The following is a 15,427-nucleotide window of genomic DNA, read 5'->3' as shown; positions in this document are numbered from 1 at the left end:
GGACCGAGTTCCGCCGGGCGGTCAGTAGTTCTCGGCGTTGCCCGAGATGGTTCGGACAGTGGCTTCCATCTGCGCGTACGCCCCGGCCGCGAGCCGTTGCAGCAGGGCGAGTTTCAGTTGCGGGTGCTGCTCGGCGAGCTCGTCGAACACGGCCGTGCTCATCACCGCCACCCGCAGCCCGGTCTCGGCGACGATGTCGTTGACGAAATTCTCGCCGGTCAACATCGGGATCTCGCCGAACGACATCCCCGACGACAACGTCACCAACCGGTGCACCCGCCCGTCGGTACCGGTGAAGGTGGCCCGCACCCGCCCGGCGAGAATCAGATACAGCCCGGACCGTGGCTCGCCGCGCTCGGCGATCACCTCGCCGCGGGCGAAGGTGCGGGCGACGAAATCCGCGCACAGCCGGTCCCGGTCGGCGGGGGCGAGTCCCACCAGCAGCGGATGCTCGTCGAGGTCGATCGACGCGGCGGCGCGCGTTCCCAGCGGCCGATGCCGGTCGAGCACGATGTCCTCACACCATTCGGTCGCGGTGTCGCGATCGACGAACACCCGCCCGCGCGGATCGTCCGGATCCAGACTCGACACCTCGTGACCGAGCTTGGCATCGGGATCGACCAGCGCCACCCGGCTGCCCCGGCGCACCAGCTCGGCCTGCAACTGCTCGACCATCCCGCGAGCCACCTGACTCACCTCACCGACCCGGCGCAGGTCGATCACCAGCGCGTCGAGCTCGTCGGCGTTGCCTTCGATCGCCCGCACCGCCCGTTCGGCACCGGCGAACAACAGGTCGCCGTGCAGCTCGTAGACCCGCGCACGGTCACCATGGGCGGCCAGCACCTCGGCGTCCTCGGGGGTGCGGCGCAGCCGCGACGGCAGCTGCGCGACCGAGTAGTCGGCGCGGATCGCGGTGCGCGCCGATCGGGTCACGTGACAGAAGTGCAGTTCGAGCCGGCGCGACAGCTCCCGGCACGCCGCCACCCCGCGCACACTGTTGCCCTGCCCGTCCAGCCTCGGTGAATACACCGAGATCCCGAGCTGACCGGGCAGCACCGCGATGATCCCGCCGCCGACCCCGCTCTTGGCGGGCAGCCCGACCGTGGTCACCCAGTCACCGGCGGCGTTGTACATGCCGCAGGTGGTCATCACACTGAGTACCCGTTCGGTGAGCGAGGTCGACAGCGCCCGTTCACGAGTCTTCGGATTGACTCCGTTGTCGGCCAGGGTCGCCGCCATCACGGCCAGGTCGGTGCAGGTGATCTCGATCGAGCACTGCCGGAAGTACCGGTCGACCACGTCGTCCGGATCGACGTCGATGATGCCGACCGAGCGCAACATGTACCCGATCGCCCGATTGCGGTACCCCGTGCGGGCTTCGGATTCGTAGACCGCCTCGTTCATCGTCAACTCGCGTCCGGCGAAGCGGGAGTAGCAGCGACGGACCCGCTCGAACTTGTCGGCGGCGTCGCGGCCGTCGATCAGCGAGGCCGCGGTGATGGCCCCGGAGTTGATCATCGGGTTGCTCGGGCGCTGAGTGTCGGGTTCGAGGCTGATCTCGTTGAACGGTTCACCCGACGGCTCCACGTCGATGTGCTCGGCCACCCCGTCGAGTCCGCGATCGGCCAGCGCCAGCGCGTAGGTGAACGGCTTGGAGATGGACTGGATGGTGAACCCGATGCCGGTGTCGCCGACCTGGTAGACGAGTCCGTCGGCGGTCGCCAGGCACAGTCCGAACGAATCCGGTGCGACGGCGGCGAGCTCGGGGATGTAGTCGGCGGGTGCGCCGGAGGTGTCGTCGCGACAGACCGCGTACACCTCGTCGAGCATGCCCGCCACCACACCCGGGTCGATCGTGCGCGTCGCGCCGTGCGGTCGAGTCACAGCGTCACTGTAGGTCGCAGCGCTGGTGGCCCGGTCCTGGACGCGCGGGGGAGATTGTCCTCACAGCCCAGAACTCGGTGAGGTAAGCCTTGGTCGAACCCGATTTCCGCCCGCGCGTCCTGTTCACCGGGCCTGCGGCGGTATCGTCGTCGCGACCGTAGCGCTCGCCGTGCCCGTGCTGGGAAGGGCCCGCGAGCCTGTGCCCGTCCCGCGGGCAAATACACTGGGCTGATCACAATGTAGTCCGGAGGGAGCGAGTTCAGGTGGGAGTGCTGTCGCGGGTGGATTCACCCGAAGATCTGCGCCGGCTGAGCGTGCCGCAGCTGCGGGAACTGGCGGACGAGATCCGCGAGTTCCTGGTGCAGAAGGTCGCCGCCACCGGAGGCCATCTCGGCCCCAATCTCGGGGTGGTCGAGCTGACCATCGCCTTACACCGGATTTTCGATTCGCCCGCCGATCCGTTGATCTTCGACACCGGCCACCAGGCGTATGTGCACAAGATCCTCACCGGTCGCAAGGATCGCTTCGACTCGCTGCGCAGCCGTGACGGTCTGTCGGGCTACCCGAGCCGCGCCGAGAGCGAACACGACTGGGTCGAGTCCTCACACGCGTCGGCCGCGCTGTCCTACGTCGACGGCCTCGCGAAGGCGTTCGCGCTCACCGATCAGGACCGCACCCCGGTCGCGATCGTCGGGGACGGCGCGCTCACCGGCGGTATGTGCTGGGAGGCGCTCAACAACATCGCGGGTGCGCCCGATCGCCCGGTGGTGGTGGTGGTCAACGACAACGGCCGTTCCTATGCCCCCACGATCGGTGGACTCGCCGACCGCCTGACCGCCCTGCGCACCCAGCCTGCCTACGAGCACGCGCTCGACGCCGGGAAACGCATCCTGAAAAGCATTCCCGCCGTGGGTGATTCGGCGTACTCGATGGTTCACGCGCTCAAGGCCGGGATCAAAGACGCGGTGAGCCCGCAGGAACTGTTCTCCGATCTGGGCATGAAGTACGTCGGCCCGGTCGACGGCCACGATCTCGTCGCGCTCGAAGCGGCGATGCGGCGCGCCAAGGACTTCGGCGGTCCGGTCGTCGTGCACGTGGTCACCCGCAAGGGCAACGGCTACGAGCACGCCGAGAACCACGTCGCCGACCAGATGCACGCCTGTGACCCGATCGACCCGCTCACCGGCCGCCCGCTGGCGGGCAAGAAGGCCAAGGGCTGGACCGCGGTGTTCTCCGAGGAGCTCATCGAACACGGTGCGCGCCGCGACGACATCGTCGCCATCACCGCCGCCATGCCGGGCCCCACCGGCCTGGCCGCGTTCGGCGAACGCTTCCCCGAGCGCATGTTCGACGTCGGCATCGCCGAGCAGCACGGCATGGCTTCGGCCGCCGGTCTGGCACTGGGTGGTATGCACCCGGTGGTCGCCATCTACGCCACCTTCCTCAACCGCGCGTTCGACCAGCTCCTGATGGACGTGGCACTGCTGAAGCAGCCCGTCACGGTCGTGCTGGATCGCGCGGGTATCACCGGCCCCGACGGCGCCAGCCACAACGGCATGTGGGACTTCTCGCTGCTGGGCATCATCCCCGGCATCCGGGTCGCGGCCCCGCGCGACGGTGCCACGCTGCGGGAGGAGCTGGCCGAAGCGCTCGCCGTCTCCGACGGCCCGACCGTGCTGCGGTTCCCGAAAGGCAGTGTCGCCGAGGACATCACGGCCGTGGAACGTCTCGACGGGCTGGATGTGCTGCGACTGGCCGTGCCCGGTGCGGGCTCCGCCCAGTCCCAGCACGGTGACGTCCTGATCGTCGCCGTCGGCCCCTTCGCCGACACCGCGATGAAGGTCGCCGAACTCCTCGAACCCCAAGGCATTTCGGTCACCGTCGTCGATCCGCGCTGGGTCATCCCGGTGTCGGACACCTTGGTCAAACTCGCGGAGAACTACCGCCTCGTGGTCACCGTCGAAGACGGCGGCCTGCACGGCGGCATCGGCTCCACCGTCTCCGCTCGCCTGCGCGACGCGGGCCTGGACGTCCCCACCCGCGATCTCGGTGTGCCCCAGCAGTTCCTGGACCACGCCTCCCGCAACGAGATCCTCGAAGAACTCGGCCTCACCCCCGACGCCATCGCCCAGCGAATCGGCGGCTGGCTGCAATCACGCTGATCAGAGCCGGATAACGCCCGCTGCGTGTCGGGCGTTGTCCGCCTCGGGCGTTGCGTACCCTCGCTGCCGAACGGTCCACTCGGGATTCCGATCGGCGGGAGAGTTCATGGCGAAGGTGGCGATCGTCGGGGCGGGCGTGATCGGTATCGGCTGGGCGAGGCTCTTCGCCCGGGGCGGTTGGGACGTCGCACTGGCCGATCCGCGACCCGACCTCGAACAGATCGTGGCCGACGATCTGTCGGGTCTGCCGGTCACCGCTCACGCCGAGGCCGGATCGGCCGCTGAGGGCGTCGACTACGTGCAGGAGGCAGGCCCGGAACGGCTCGAGTTCAAGCACGAGGTCTTCGCCGAGCTGGCCGCAGCCACCGCCGACGACGTCGTGCTCGCCTCCTCCTCGTCCTCGCTGCTGCCCACCGACATCGCCCAGGGCAGCTCCGCGGCGGACCGCATCCTGATCGGCCACCCCTTCAACCCGGCAGACCTGATGCCCCTCGTCGAGGTGGTTCCCGGCGCGAAGACCGCCGATGCGGCGGTGGTCCGGGCGATGACGGTCTATCGCGAGCTGGGCAAGACACCGATCCGGTTGCAGCGCGAGATCCCTGGTTTCGTCGGCAACCGCCTGCAGAAGGTCTTCAACGACCAGGCGATCTACCTGGTGCAACAGGGCGTCATCGCCGCGGAAGACCTCGACGACCTGGTCAAAGCTTCGCTCGGACTGCGCTGGGCCACCGTCGGCCCGTTCGAGGGCATGAACCTCGGCGGCGGCCCCGCGGGCATCCGCCATCTGATGGACAACGTCGGCTCCCAGATGACCTTCGACATCGGCTCACCGGACAAGTCGGCCATGGGCATGGTGGTCCAGCAAGTCGACGCCGCGTACGGCAACGGCGAGCAGCGGTACGAGCAGGGCGTGACGGCCCGCGACGAGAAGACCCGCGCGATCCTGCACGCCCTCGGCGAGGGTGCCTGAGACTGCGCGGCTCGACGGTGCCTAGTGGCCGGGCCGCCGGGCGACGACGGCGAAATTCAACGGGATGCGCGGTGCGCCGTCGGGCAATGTCCACCCCTGCTCGCAGGGCACGAGATCGGCGAACGCGGGCCAGTCCATAGTGGGCAGCTCGGTCAACGCCTCGATGACGAGCCCGGCTCCGAGCAGCGCACCGACGATCTCGCCCAGGCCGTGGCGCCACTCGTGATTGGTGGTGTGCGCGATCTGCCCTTCGGATTCCTCGGTGTAGGTCCCCGAGTCCGAGTAGCTGCGAGCGCCGCCACCGCCGAGATAGTCGTCGTCGATCTCCCACGGTTCGAACTGCATCGCACCCAGAATCGGATGGTCGTCGCGGATCACGAACACCCCGCCCGGTTCGAGCAGGTCATGGATCGACCGCGCCCACGCGGTGAGCTCCGGCAGCCAGACGATGGTTCCCGCACTGGTCACGATGGTGTCGAAGCGCCGATCGAGCAGGGAGGAGGCGAACCGCGCGTCGCCTTCGACCCAGGTGATGTCGCGACCGTCGGCCTCGGCGATCCGCGCGGCGTGCCGCAGCGAGTTCGGCGACAGATCCAGTCCGTGCACCTCGATCGCGCCCAACCGCGCCCAGGACACGGTGTCCGTCCCGATGTGACACTGCAGATGCAGCAGGGATCGCCCCCGGATCCCGGATTCCGGTAGGTGCGGGGCCAGTACCGCGAGATCGTTGCGCACCACCGAGGAAATGTCGTCCGGATCGGCCAGAAAGGCGTCGACGTCGTACATCCGCGAACGCGCGTGCACGTCGGCCCGGTCGTCCCAATTCGCGCGGTTGGCGGCGATCGCTTCGGCTTCGAGCACGGCATGACCTTTCGACGGCGGTGTGACGGCGAGGATCAACGCTAGTTGGCGGGCCACTGTCGGGTCGACTGATTTTGTGCCGCCGGGTCTCTCGGCACGCATCGGGTTGCCGAGACTGGTCGCGTCGCTCAGGGCGTGCGGCGGATCGGGGAGTATTCCTGTTCGGGCCGGCCGGTGGTGCCGTAGCGAAGTTGCATGCGTAGATCGGCGGTGGTGACGAGGGCAGCCAGGTAGCGCTGGGCGGTGGCCCGCGAGATTCCGATGGCGGTGGCGACCTCGCCCGCCGACATCGGGGCAGTGGCCCCGTGCACCGCTCGGAGTACGAGTTCCCTGGTGGGGGAGGCGGCGGAGCCCCGGTCCGGGGTGGCCGGGGTGGGCCGCAGCGCGTCGAGTGCCGCGTCGACCTCGCGTGCGCTCACCTCGGGGACGGCGAGGATTCTGCGGTAACGGGCGTAGCCGGCCAGGCGGGCGGCGAGGACGGTGTGATCGAACGGTTTCACCAGATACGCCAGCGCTCCCGCCGCCGAGGCGGCGCGGACCGTGGCCGATTCGGTGGCAGCGGTGAGCATCATGGCGTCGCAATGCAATTCGCGTACCAGGTCGATGCCCGAACCATCCGGCAGATAGACGTCGACCAAGGCGAGATCGATGGCGGTCGTGGCGAGTGCCTGCCGGGCGGCGGCAACGGTGTTGACGACCGCGCCGACGGCGAATCCGGGTAGCGCGCCGACGATTCCGGCATGCATGTTCGCCACCCGGAAGTCGTCATCGACCACGAGCACGGTGTAGTCGGGCCGGTTCACGACACTTCTCCCTCGCTGAGCACGCCGGGTAGGCGCGCGATGAACTCCGCCCCGCTCAGTTGTCCACCGGCGCCGGCTGCCGAGGCCAACCACACATCGCCACCGAGCGCCCGAGCGACCTGCCGCGACAACGCCAGCCCCACCCCACGACCCCCTGGCACCCCGCCACCGTGTTTCGTCGAAACCCCGTCGGCGAACAGCGAATCCACCAATTCCGGTCCGATTCCCGGGCCGCTGTCGGCGACGGTGATGTGCAGCGTGGATCCCTCCTGCACCAACTCGACCTCGACGAGCGCGCGGGCTTGCGCGCCGGACTCGGTCGCCACGGAATCATCGCGGATGCGTGCGTCGAACTCGGCGGGCACGTCCGGCCCCGTGGCGGCTTCGACGACGCGCACGGCATCGATGGCATTGTCGAGCAGATTGCCCAGCACTGTCGTCACATCCACCGGCGCACCGAGATTCGCGTCCACCCAGGTGCTCGGCCCCAGCCGCAACGACACCCCGTTCTCCCTGGCATGAGCGGCCTTGGCGGCGAGAAACGCTTGCAGATACGGATCGCGCACCGCATCGATCCCCGGCATCGCGGCACCGAGCGGCCCCGACCCGAGCAGCTCGTCGATGTATTTCGCGGCCTCGCTGGGCCGATCGCCGTGCAGCAACCCACTGAGCAGGTGCAATCGGTTGGCGAACTCGTGCCGCTGCGCCCGCAACACCGTGCTCATCGACCGCACCGCGTCCAGCTGCCGGGTCAGCGACTCCACATCGGTCCGATCGCGCACATCGAGCACCGCCCCCAGCGCGCGCCCCTCGCGGGTCACCGTCCTGGCGGTGACCACGACGATCCGATCGCCGACCGCCGCCTGCACCGGCTGCCCGTCGGCGGCGCGAAACGCCTCGAGCACGCGCGGCGTGAGCCCGATCGAATCCACCGAACATCCACTGTCCCCGGCGATTCCGAGCAGGGCGCGCGCCTCGTCGTTGATCACCGTCGTGCGCCACCTGGCATCGACCGCGACCACCCCCACGCCGATCCCGTGCAGCACCACATCCTGTTCGCGCACCAGTTCGGCCAGCTCGGCGGGCTGCAGGCCCAGGGTCAACCCGTGCCACCGCCGTGCCAGCAACACCGACCCCGCGATCCCCGCGAACAGCGCGCCCATCACCAGGACGGCGGCCCGGCGCAGGTCGCTCACCAGCTGATCGCTCACCGCCTCGGTGGAGATGCCGACACTCACCTCGCCCACCACCCGATTCGAACCGGGCTCGCGCACCGGCACTTTCGCCCGCACCGAGTCGCCGAGTGTGCCGTGCTCGCGAATCACCACCTCGCGCCCTGCCAACGCCTCCGAGGGATCCGTGCTCACCTTCTGACCCAGCCGCGCCGGGTCGGGATGCGCCAACCGCAACCCCGCGTCATCGGTGATCACCACGAACAGTGCCCCCGTCCGCAGGCGCGCCGCCTCGGCCGTCTGCTCCAGTTCCCCGCTCGCGAGCTCCGCACGGAGCAATGGCCCCGGCTCCAGCGCCGCGTACCGGGCGACCTCCTCGCGCACCACCGGATCACTGGCGACGGTGCGCGCGATGGCCAGAGCCCGCTGCCCGTACTCGGCCGACAACCGCTGATCGCTCAGGTAGGCGAACACCCCGAACGCCAGCCCCAGGATCAACGCCACCAGCGCGACCTGCAGCAACACGATCTGCGTCCGCAGCCGGACACCACGGGGGAACAGCCTCACCGGCTCAGTGTAAGCACCCCCGGTGACCATGAGCACAATGCGCACAACGTCCGTATCGCTGCTTGCGCCGGTTGTGCGCACAAGCGCGCGCCCTGTGACCCACAACACTTACTTTTCGATAGCGGCCGCGCATCACACCAAGGCGGCGCCGGACACAGGAGCAGCAATGAGCAATCCACTCATCGAACTCCGGGGCGCGACGAAGCGCTTTCCCGGAACCGACGGTGGCATCCACACCGCGGTGAAGAACATCGACTTCACCGTCGCGCCAGGCGAATTCGTCGCGGTGGTCGGCCCGACCGGCTGTGGCAAGTCCACCACCCTCTCCCTGGTCTCGGGCCTCGAGCCCACCTCGGCGGGGCGCACGCTGGTGCGCGGCAAGGATGTCGACGGCATCCCCGACGGCATCGGCTACATGTTCCAGCAGGATGCCGTGCTGCCGTGGCGCAGCGTGCTCGACAATGTCGCGCTCGGCCCGCGCTTTCGTGGCGTGTCGAAAGCCGAGGCGAAGGCGAAGGCCGCCGAATGGGTGCGCATCGTGGGACTTGCCGGATTCGAGGACTATTACCCGCACCAGCTCTCCGGCGGCATGCGCAAGCGCGTCGCACTGGCCCAGACCCTGGTGAACGAACCCGAGATCATGCTCATGGACGAGCCGTTCAGCGCGCTCGACGTGCAGACCCGCCAGCTCATGCAGGACGAACTGCTGCGCGTGTGGGCAGGCACCGACGCCGCGGTGATCTTCGTGACCCACGACCTCGAGGAGGCCATCGCCCTGGCCGACCGGGTCGTGGTGATGACCGCGAGCCCCGCGACCGTCTGCGGTGACTTCCGCGTCACCCTCGAACGTCCGCGCAATGTCGAAGAGGTGCGCCTCACCGAGGAATTCCGCGACCTCTACCGGGAAATCTGGGAAACGCTGCGCGATCAGGTCGAGGCGGCTCGCACGAAGGGAGCGACCCGTGTCGCTTGAGACGATGACCGCGATCGCCGCGACAGCGCCGGAGGTCGAGGCGGAATCCGAGGAGCAGATCCTGGCCCGGGTGAAGGCCAAGAACCGCAAGTCCAAGCTGCGGGTGTGGGGTCTGCGGGCCGCGCTGATCGTGCTGTGGCTGGGATCGTGGGAGCTGGTCGCCAGCGTCTGGATCGACCCGTTCTTCTACTCCAAGCCCTCCCTGATCTGGGATCGGCTGGTCGAATGGTTCACCGAGGGAACGCAGTTCGGGTCGATCTGGCTGCAGATCTTCACCACCGTGCAGGAAGCCGTGCTCGGCTTCGTGATCGGCACCGTCGCCGGCGTCGTGCTGGGCACCTTGCTCGGCCGCAGCCGCTACTGGGCCGACGTGCTCGCCCCGTTCATCAAGGCGCTCAACGCCGTGCCCCGCATCGTGCTGGCCTCGCTGTTCATCATCTGGTTCGGCTTGGGTCTGAGTTCCAAGGTCGCGACCGTGGTGGTGCTGGTGTTCTTCGCCGTGTTCTTCAACGCCTTCACCGGCGCCAGGGAAGTCGACGGCAATGTCATCAACAACGCCCGCATCCTGGGTGCGAGTAAACGTCAGATCCTCGGCTCCATCGTGCTGCCCAGTGCCACGACCTGGATCCTGTCCAGCCTGCACACCGCCTTCGGGTTCGCGCTGATCGGCGCGGTCGTGGGTGAATATGCCGGTGCCAGTAAAGGTTTGGGGTTGCTGATCTCCAATGCCCAGGGCACCTTCGACGCGGCAGGCATCTACGCGGGCATGATCATCATCACCGTGGTCGCCCTGATCGCGGAATCGCTCATCGGCTTCGCGGAAGGGCGCCTGCTGAAATGGCGTCCCTCGCAGGCACAGTCGGGTCACGGGGTGTAGACGATGAGATACCGCAAGCCCTTCGCACTGGCGCTGCTCGCGATCAGTTCGCTGCTGCTGGCCACCGGATGCCGCGATTCGCGGTCCATCCCGATGGCCGACGGCAGACCCCAGATCACCATTATGGTCGGCGGTCTGGAGAAGGTGATCTACCTGCCGGCGATGCTCGCCCAGCAGCTCGGCGCGTTCGAGGCCAACGACATCGACGTGAAGCTGCTCGGCGAACAGTCCGGCGCCAGCGCCGAAACCGCCCTGCTCACCGGTGACGTCCAGGCCGTGGTCGGCTTCTACGACCACACCATCGACCTCCAGGCCAAAGACCAGTGCCTGCAGACCGTGGTCCAATTCGCCGACGTGCCAGGCGAAGTGGAACTGGTCTCCACCGCCGACGCCGACACCATCCGCTCGCCCGCCGACTTCCGCGGCCGCAACCTCGGCGTCACCTCGCTCGGCTCGTCGACCGACTTCCTCACCCAGGCGCTGGCCGGTCAGGAGGGTCTGAGCACCTCCGACTACACCAGGGTGAAAGTCGGTGCGGGACAAACCTTCATCGCGGGCATGAACCACGACGGCATCGACGCGGGCATGACCACCGACCCCACGGTGGCGAAAATGGTCCAGTCCGGTGACGCGAAGATCCTCACCGACATGCGCAACGAGGAAGGCACCCGCGCCGCACTCGGCGGCCTGTACCCTGCCTCATCGCTGTACATGAAGTGCGACACCGTTTCCGCGCACCCGGAGATCGTCCAGAAACTGGCCAACGCCTTCGTGCAGACGCTGCGCTGGATCGACACCCACAACCCCGACGAGATCGCCGCGAAGATGCCGTCCCAATACGCCGGCAGCGACCCCGCCCTCTACGCGAAATCCATCCGCGACTCGATCGGCATGTTCAACGGCGACGGCCTGATGAAACCCGAAGGCGCCCAGAACGTCCTTCGCATCCTGGGCCGATACTCCCGCAACGTGGCCCCCGTCCGGGACCGCATCGACCTCGAAGCCACCTACACCAACCAATTCGTCGAACAAGCGCATCGAACCCCGGCCCAGTAACGCGATCGACCCCTGCCGTGACTCATGGCAGGGGTCGATGCGTGTCTATCGGTAGGCGGGTTCGTTGTCTTCGCGATAGATCGCGATGGCCGATTTCATCAACCGCACCAACGACCCTCGGGCATCGCCGGTATCACCCGGTCGCGCCTCGATCACAGAGCCTCGTTCGGTGACCAGGTAGCGCCCATCCGGGAAATCCATCACGTGGAAGCCCTGTCCGGGTTGTGGCCGGTTGTCCGTCGCGGCGCCCGGATAGCCCGCCACGTATACCAGCGTCGACCGGGGCCGCCCGAAGAAATCATCCGCCTTCTGCTGCGGCGTGCGCCGGTCGGCCGCCCACGGATCGTAGGGTGCTTCTTCGTCGAAGTCGTTGCTGTTCATCGAGAACACGTCCCCGCCCGCCGCCCCCGTCTTCGGCAGCCGGGCAAGGAGCTTGTCGGGCAGCTGTTCGATCTCGAGCATGCTCATCCGGATGTCACCGCCCTCGTGGTCGAGCGGCACCCGCTGCTGTTCCACCAGCACCGCCTGCTGCCCCCGCACCGCCGCGAACGACCGCAACTTCTCCCCGTCGCCGTACCCGGCGAGCTCGAATCGCGCTTCCGGCTCGAGCAGAATTTGCAGCGCCGCGTCCAGCGAGTGGTCGAACATCGGCAGAATCCGCTGGGCCTCGTCCTGCCACAGCCGGTCGTAGTCGTCCACGGTCACCGCGTCCGCCTGCGTCTGCAACGGATAGGGGAGCACATCGCGATCCGCCGCGCGCCACAGCACCGTGAACCCGAGCGCACTGAACTGCCACTGTCCCTGGCTCATGCGCCGATCACCGGTGGCACCGTCTTGGCCCGCTGATCCTCGCTGAGCCCCGTGAGTTCTTCACCGTTCTCCTGATTGATCAGATAGTCCTTCGTCCCGGATTCCTTCTCGTCATCGCCCTTCCCGCCCTTCCCGCCACCGGCACCCATACCGCCCATGCCCGACATCCCGCGGCCCGAACCGGCGGAACCCGCCCCTCCTGCACCGGTACCGCTCTTTCCCGCAGCCGCGCCACCCGGTGTGCCCGGAACGGCCGCTCCCGGCACGCCGGAACCCGGTGTCCCCGCACCGGGCGAACCGCCACCCGGAGAACCACCGGTCCCCATCGGTGTCGTCGACGCGGGAGTGGTGCCGGTCGGTGAAGTCGGCGTGGTCGGCACGGTGGATTGCGGTGTCGTCGCCGCAGGCTCCGTGCTCGACGGTGTCGTGTCGTCGCCGGTGTCGTCGTCGGAGGGGTCCTCCGTCGTCGGCGTCTCGGTGGTCGGCTGTTCGGTCGTGGGCTGTTCGGTGGTGGGCTGTTGCGTGGTCGACTTCTTGTCGGTGGTGTCGTTCTTGCTGCCGTTGTCATCGCCCGGCTTCGAGCCGGTATCCAAGGGGTTGTACGGCTGGGGGACGAGTGGGACGTCGGTGTCCGCGATCTTGATCGCCTCGTAATAGATGCCCTTGACCACCTCCGCCCCTTCCGATTTCGCGGTATCGGCGTTGTGGCTGTCCATCTTCCAGGTGGGTCCGGGGATGTAGCTCGCGATCCCGCTGAGCGTGGAGCCTTCGTGCGGCTGGACCCGATCCTTGGCGATCTGCATGGCCGACTCGACCACCTTCACCTTCTCGGCCATCATCTGCGCCGACGACAGCAGGTTTCCCGACTTCTCGACATAGTCCTTGATGCCCGCACCGGCGCTGGCTCCCGCGTTACCGGTCCACTTCTCCCCGATCGCTTTCCCGATTTCGGCGTCGTAGGTCTTGAAACCCTGTTCGAGCTTGTTGCGCAGGGTCTCCCAGCGGGTGTGCAGCGTGTTGACATCGGCCATCGACATCGCGGAGACCCGCTCGTACAGGTCCGACATCTGACTCGGTTCGTCGTACGAGACGACCTGCGGCTTCTGATAGGCGCCGTCGAATTCGTTTTTCAACTCCGCCAACCGATTCCGTGCGATATGCGCGTCCGGGCTTTCGTCCGTCGAGCGGGTCGGCTTGCTGCCGTCAGCGTAATCCTTCAACGAGAGGTATGTGCTACCTCCCGGAATGGAGTTGACGACTGCCCTACCGACGACATTGTCCAAGAATGACATTCTTAACCACCACTGGGAAGGTTGGCGCCCTGTGAAGTCAGCGCTTGCGCTTGGGCTACTTGCTGGTCTTCGTACTTCTTCACCGAGATCTCGATTGTGTCGCGGATGAGCTCGAGGACTTCGATGTGTTCCTTGAATGCGGTATCGAAGTCTCGCTCGCCGCCAACAGCTTTCATCCCGAGCATCTTCGCGAGTTCGTCGGCGCAGTTGAAGCGACCCAAGCCGGTCACGCTCGACAGCATTCGAAGGTCGGTCTTCAGTTGTCCGAACAGCGCAATCTGTTTGTTGCTGGCGTCTCGGCAACTCTTGGCGACTGACGCGTCCAAGTACAGTCTCCCTGCCTTGGCCTCTTCGTTGAGAAACTGCCAACGACTTTTTTCCTCGGTCGGAGCCATCGCCGACCCCCCTTCTTTCGCGCCCTACTTCGGAATATTTGGAACGACGGCCTCGGCGATTGGACGAATCCGATCGCAGGGGGCTACAGTCTTCGACTTTGAAGTCGTATTGATAATGCCAAATTGCGCAGATCCCGACGATGTCGGAAATACGAAGTTGCATTCTTCGTCCGCGTCATAGTTGCTTTGCCGGAACTGCACGCCTTGGCGACCGGCGACAGTGACGTCTTTGAATTCGATGTTGTTGGGCTTTGCCCGGACCTCGTCGAGAGTATGGACAGTGGTAGCCACGCTGGCGCCGTAGTTCGGCGGGAACTCGGCCTCGTCCCACAAGCAGATCTTCCATCCAGGTTCTTCGGCCCCCAAGATGCCAGAGCGTTCAGACACCACATCCAGCCCCAACCCAGCCAAGGTCGAATCGGAGATCTGTGAACACGGATCCCACAGAGCCGCCGTGTCCGCTGACAGATCTGCAGACGCACTCGGCTGAGCATTCCCACTCTCGGTGCTGGAACACCCCGCCAACGCGAGCACCCCACACAACACTGCGCTGACCACCACAGACCGTCGCCGCACGAGCATCCTCCGTCTTCACCCGATTACCGAGCCACACCGTCCGGCCGAGCCCGCACCAACCCCACGGCAGCCCCGAATACTCCCCGCACCCGGCCACCCCGTCGTTCTGCACAGCCTACGACACCACCCCACCCAATTCATCCCACCGCACCCTCAACCCATGAAACCTCCACAACCCCAACAATTTCCGCCGTGCCAGAGTTCCGCCAACCCTCGACAGCAACCCACGGCGACCGCGAGCCATGTGGTCGAGCATCCGCGTTCACGGCCTGCGCATCACGCACAATCGGCCACGAGATGGCACTCCTTCACGCCCTTAGACGCACCGAAGCCCCTTCTGGTTCCATCGATTTCACCGCACGTACCAACCCTGTCGTATCCGCTACGCTCGGCGATTGGCACTGCGTGCCGCAGGTCTGACGTACCGGTATTTCCGGTGCATAGGACCTGTTCGATCAGGTTCGACATCGCAGGTCGCGGGCAGGGTGTGCCCGCCGACCTGGGGTGGCATCACACGAGGGGCGGGGCACTAAATATGACCAGTGCAGGCGGGGAACTCAGCATCTCCCCGGACAAGATCAAAACCCATGCCACCAACGTCACCTCAGCCGGTTCAGGGTTGACCGAAGCCCTCGAGGCAGCCCAAGCCGTCTCGGCCCCCTCGGATGCGTTCGGGAAACTGTGTGCCTTCCTCGGTCCGTTGTTCGTCGATTCGGTAGAGACCGATGGCATCGACGCGATCCAGGCCGCGATCGATGCCTTCGGTGACACCAGTTCGAACCTGACTGCTGTTGCTGATGCGTTCACGACCCGTGACACCACCAACGCCGCCGCGCTCAAGACCCAAGAGTCCGGTTTGTAATGGCCGCGAACCCGTTGATCGCGGCGAAGGAAGACACCACCGACTGGTCTACCGGTATCAGTTTGGTCAGCTCGGTCACCGACCTGTCCGACGCGATCTCGGGCGGTTCCTGGATCGAAGTAGGTCTGGGTGTCGTCGGTCTCGGCGCCGAAGCGGTTTCGTTGGTC

The 15,427-nt window shown here is 66.9% G+C and carries 14 protein-coding genes; 6 read left to right on the top strand and 8 right to left on the bottom strand.

Annotated features, from left to right (window positions below; genetic code table 11):
• Window positions 1-21 precede the first annotated feature (21 nt).
• Complete coding sequence (gene glsA / locus ACWDXS_RS19115; protein WP_449967488.1) at window positions 22-1,830, bottom strand: glutaminase A; 1,809 nt, start codon at window positions 1,828-1,830, stop codon at window positions 22-24.
• A 317-nt stretch (window positions 1,831-2,147) separates the two neighbouring features.
• Between glsA and dxs the strand changes: the two genes are divergently transcribed.
• Both dxs and ACWDXS_RS19105 read left to right on the top strand, forming a co-directional pair.
• Entirely contained in the window at window positions 2,148-4,046 is a 1,899-nt protein-coding gene (gene dxs, locus ACWDXS_RS19110) for a 1-deoxy-D-xylulose-5-phosphate synthase (protein WP_378988659.1), read from the top strand.
• 106 nt (window positions 4,047-4,152) lie between these two features.
• The gene (locus ACWDXS_RS19105; protein ID WP_449967303.1) at window positions 4,153-5,016 is read left to right on the top strand and encodes a 3-hydroxyacyl-CoA dehydrogenase NAD-binding domain-containing protein; all 864 of its coding nucleotides are present in this window, start codon (window positions 4,153-4,155) and stop codon (window positions 5,014-5,016) included.
• 21 nt (window positions 5,017-5,037) lie between these two features.
• Here ACWDXS_RS19105 and ACWDXS_RS19100 read toward each other — a convergent pair whose 3' ends face one another.
• From ACWDXS_RS19100 to ACWDXS_RS19090, 3 genes are all read right to left on the bottom strand, one after another.
• On the bottom strand, window positions 5,038-5,877 hold the full coding sequence (locus ACWDXS_RS19100) for a class I SAM-dependent methyltransferase (RefSeq protein ID WP_449967300.1): 840 nt from the start codon (window positions 5,875-5,877) through the stop codon (window positions 5,038-5,040).
• Window positions 5,878-6,005: 128 nt separating this feature from the next.
• On the bottom strand, window positions 6,006-6,680 hold the full coding sequence (locus ACWDXS_RS19095) for a response regulator (protein ID WP_449967297.1): 675 nt from the start codon (window positions 6,678-6,680) through the stop codon (window positions 6,006-6,008).
• Window positions 6,677-8,449 carry an ATP-binding protein gene (locus tag ACWDXS_RS19090; RefSeq protein ID WP_449967485.1) on the bottom strand — a complete coding sequence of 591 codons (1,773 nt, stop codon included), beginning with the start codon at window positions 8,447-8,449 and terminating at the stop codon, window positions 6,677-6,679. The genes ACWDXS_RS19095 and ACWDXS_RS19090 overlap by 4 nt, the downstream gene beginning before the upstream one ends.
• 136 nt (window positions 8,450-8,585) lie before the next feature.
• On the opposite strand from ACWDXS_RS19090, the gene ACWDXS_RS19085 reads away from it, so the two are divergent.
• Genes ACWDXS_RS19085 through ACWDXS_RS19075 form a run of 3 tightly spaced genes read left to right on the top strand, consistent with a single transcriptional unit; the run spans window position 8,586 to window position 11,325 of the window.
• Window positions 8,586-9,392 (top strand): ABC transporter ATP-binding protein, encoded by an 807-nt coding sequence (locus tag ACWDXS_RS19085; RefSeq protein WP_378988669.1) that lies wholly within the window; start codon window positions 8,586-8,588, stop codon window positions 9,390-9,392.
• Entirely contained in the window at window positions 9,382-10,269 is an 888-nt protein-coding gene (locus ACWDXS_RS19080) for an ABC transporter permease (RefSeq protein ID WP_378988671.1), read from the top strand. Before ACWDXS_RS19085 ends, ACWDXS_RS19080 begins: the two co-directional genes overlap by 11 nt.
• Before the next feature lie 3 nt (window positions 10,270-10,272).
• Complete coding sequence (locus tag ACWDXS_RS19075; protein ID WP_387442533.1) at window positions 10,273-11,325, top strand: ABC transporter substrate-binding protein; 1,053 nt, start codon at window positions 10,273-10,275, stop codon at window positions 11,323-11,325.
• 45 nt (window positions 11,326-11,370) lie between these two features.
• On the opposite strand, the gene ACWDXS_RS19070 is transcribed toward ACWDXS_RS19075, so the two are convergent.
• The 4 genes from ACWDXS_RS19070 to ACWDXS_RS19055 all read right to left on the bottom strand — a co-directional run bounded on the left by ACWDXS_RS19070 (window position 11,371) and on the right by ACWDXS_RS19055 (window position 14,404).
• A complete protein-coding gene (locus tag ACWDXS_RS19070) occupies window positions 11,371-12,135 on the bottom strand; it encodes an ESX secretion-associated protein EspG (protein ID WP_449967293.1) in 765 nt (254 codons plus the stop codon).
• Window positions 12,132-13,277 carry a hypothetical protein gene (locus tag ACWDXS_RS19065; protein ID WP_449967290.1) on the bottom strand — a complete coding sequence of 382 codons (1,146 nt, stop codon included), beginning with the start codon at window positions 13,275-13,277 and terminating at the stop codon, window positions 12,132-12,134. Before ACWDXS_RS19065 ends, ACWDXS_RS19070 begins: the two co-directional genes overlap by 4 nt.
• A gap of 152 nt (window positions 13,278-13,429) precedes the next feature.
• Window positions 13,430-13,822 (bottom strand): hypothetical protein, encoded by a 393-nt coding sequence (locus ACWDXS_RS19060; protein WP_449967287.1) that lies wholly within the window; start codon window positions 13,820-13,822, stop codon window positions 13,430-13,432.
• A 24-nt stretch (window positions 13,823-13,846) separates the two neighbouring features.
• Window positions 13,847-14,404: a DUF3558 domain-containing protein gene (locus tag ACWDXS_RS19055; RefSeq protein ID WP_449967284.1), complete on the bottom strand. Its 558-nt coding sequence runs from the start codon at window positions 14,402-14,404 to the stop codon at window positions 13,847-13,849.
• A gap of 481 nt (window positions 14,405-14,885) precedes the next feature.
• Here ACWDXS_RS19055 and ACWDXS_RS19050 point away from each other — a divergent pair, with 481 nt between their 5' ends.
• Window positions 14,886-15,260, top strand: coding sequence for a type VII secretion target (locus ACWDXS_RS19050; RefSeq protein ID WP_449967281.1), 375 nt, complete (start codon window positions 14,886-14,888; stop codon window positions 15,258-15,260).
• The last annotated feature ends 167 nt before the right edge of the window (window positions 15,261-15,427 follow it).

Source organism: Nocardia sp. NPDC003183 (genome assembly GCF_053590715.1).
The sequence above is the reverse complement of the archived record's forward strand: the minus strand, read 5'-3'. Positions and strand labels throughout refer to the sequence as shown.